At 31.6% G+C, this 1,553-nt stretch carries 3 protein-coding genes; all 3 read right to left on the bottom strand.

All coding sequences use genetic code 11. The features are described from left to right. Positions 1-123 (bottom strand): DUF5079 family protein (locus IDG60_RS13580; RefSeq protein ID WP_206160793.1); only part of this gene is annotated, 123 nt, incomplete at its 3' end. A gap of 210 nt (positions 124-333) precedes the next feature. Continuing rightward, entirely contained in the window at positions 334-828 is a 495-nt protein-coding gene (locus IDG60_RS13575; protein ID WP_000142122.1) for a TIGR01741 family protein, read from the bottom strand. A gap of 10 nt (positions 829-838) precedes the next feature. Next, positions 839-1,553, bottom strand: a 715-nt coding sequence (locus IDG60_RS13570; protein WP_206160792.1) for a DNA/RNA non-specific endonuclease, incomplete at its 5' end; no start/stop codon positions are given.

Genomic DNA, 1,553 nt, shown 5'->3' with positions numbered 1-1,553 from the left:
CCTTTCATAATCTAAACCAAAAAAGAAAGTTAGACATGAAAAAAGTATCAAAAACAATGATATTAAACTTAAGGCTTGTGCACCTGGCTTTCGAAGAGTATCAATATTTTCTTTAGTAGTCATATCTATCTCCTATACATTATCTTTTAAATAGCATATTACGTATTTAAAGCTATATATACTTAGATTCTTTTCGATTAAAAGTTTAAAAACCTAAAATTATCTTTATATTATTATTTGATGAGCATCAACTTTACGGTCTCTATTGCTTTTTACTTAACCGCCAAAAAAGACTAAACAAAGCTTTATTGTTTAGTCTCAAATTAAGATTGTCTATTCTTCTTCTTGCTCTTTAATATATTGCTCGATTTGTTTAACCTCCTCCATTTCATATTCCATTTCTGGTATAACCCCAAATTTTTTGTACATATAATAATTTTGACGGCCCAATTGATCAAACTCTGTATTTATCCAATCAATATAATCAAATGAAACTTTTAATTTACCTTCATTTGTAAAATCAAATTCGCATGATGTCCATGGTTCATGTCCTTCTTTTTTAAATATATTTCTTAACTTTTGAAATTGTTTGTACAACTCATACGCTGAATCCATAAATTCTGATTCCGATATATCATATTTATTTAATACACTAGTATAATAGTATAATTCATTACTTCCAGGTTCTGTGTAATAGTAGAACACTTCGCCTCCTTCATCATCTATATATGCCATTGCATATACCTTTTCCCATTCTACCGGTATCATACTGCTAATCTTATTCGCAATCTCGTTATACATTTGACTTAGTTTTTCTTCGAAAGTCATGTCAATCCTCCTATTTATTAATTATATTTTTTAAAAACTGCTCACCATTAATATTATATCTAACTGAAAATTCGGTTGGCCTTTGACTATTACCTTTATATTTAACTTCAACTTTAACATTTTCTATTGACTTCCCAGACTTGATTGCTTTTTCCCATAGTTTTTCCAACTTATACCATTGTCCATTTTCCTTAAATGAACGGTTGATAAATTTACTTTGTGCCACAAGGTTATCTATGTCTTTTGACCCACCAAACATTCTAGCGATTAAATGACCTCCATCATCGTCTGGTAATCTATCCTCTCCCCCCACAGTTCTTTGTGCATGGTTATTACGACCGCCATCTTTTAGAGAAAGATTGTCTACATAAACTTCTTTTATGCGCCCTTTATGATCGGTCCGATATATGTGACCAGTTGGTGTTGTATATTCTATATTTGCTTTTAGTTTCTTAGGTCTAAGTCTTGCATAGTGTTCTCCGAATTCAACCTTGGTGTAGTTTGGTGATTCAACATATTTTGATGAATTTATTTCATGGCTACTTACACTATGTTTACCTTCACTTCTCACCATACTATCTTTCGGACCATGTGTCATGTGATTTTGTGGTGTAACAGCACGTTTCATGTTTTGACCCATGTTTCTCAAAGTAGTTGTTTCAGCAAATTTTATACCACCCATTCCCGCTGGTGCAAGTTGTTGTTTAAATGGATGTGCTATTTCT

This window comes from Staphylococcus sp. EG-SA-2 (assembly GCF_017152085.1).
Note: the sequence above shows the minus strand (reverse complement) of the source record. Positions and strands in the feature narration are given on the sequence as shown.